The organism is Nocardia sp. NPDC004604, from assembly GCF_040609795.1.
GTDB lineage: Bacteria > Actinomycetota > Actinomycetes > Mycobacteriales > Mycobacteriaceae > Nocardia.
Genome location: NZ_JBEXLC010000011.1, coordinates 1 through 655, shown reverse-complemented (window position 1 = coordinate 655; position 655 = coordinate 1). Strand labels below are relative to the sequence as shown.

At 60.3% G+C, this 655-nt stretch carries 1 protein-coding gene; it reads left to right on the top strand.

Features of this window, described 5'->3' with window-relative positions:
• Positions 1 to 57 precede the first annotated feature (57 nt).
• On the top strand, positions 58 to 655 hold a 598-nt coding region (locus tag ABZW16_RS06760), incomplete at its 3' end, for a hypothetical protein (RefSeq protein ID WP_354952977.1).

Genomic DNA, 655 nt, shown 5'->3' with positions numbered 1-655 from the left:
GCCTTTATCTCTTCCCCCCTTCCCGCTCACCGCTTTGCTTATCGCATTTTTTTTGATGTGCGAATATTCGCCACGTTGCCGGAGGCTGCCGGCGATCGTGGAATACTTCTCGTAGCCGGCGGCGCGGCGCTCGAGAAATGCCTTCTGCAGCTGCGTGAGCCTGGGCCCGGGGATAGTGGTGATGTAGCGGTGCTGGACCGGCATTCGGCCGTATTGATAGTTGCCGCTACCCGGCTGTCGACGGAGGTAGTGGATCCGCGCGCCCGGGGTGGGGTTGTTGATGATCGCATGCGTGGTGTCGTGCTGGTGGATGATGACATTGGCTTCGGCGTGGTCGATCGCGGCGACGAGCGCAAGGGGGACGCCGGGGTACTTGGTGAAGCGACTTCCGGTGGATTCGCCGCGACGGATTGCCGCGATTTCGCGTTCGAGTACTTCGTCCTGCTCGAGGGCAATACTGTTGCGGAGCTGGTCGGCGTCGGACAGCTCGAAGTCGATTTCCATGTACATGTCGTTATTGCCGAATCCGTGCTGAAACAGCTTTTCGTCGGCCTGTTCCGCTTCGATCACGGCGTCGGCAATATCGTCGTTGGTGATGTAGTCGCGGTACTTGTCGCGGTGTGTGCCGAGGTAATGGGCGACGTCGGCGTGGAAC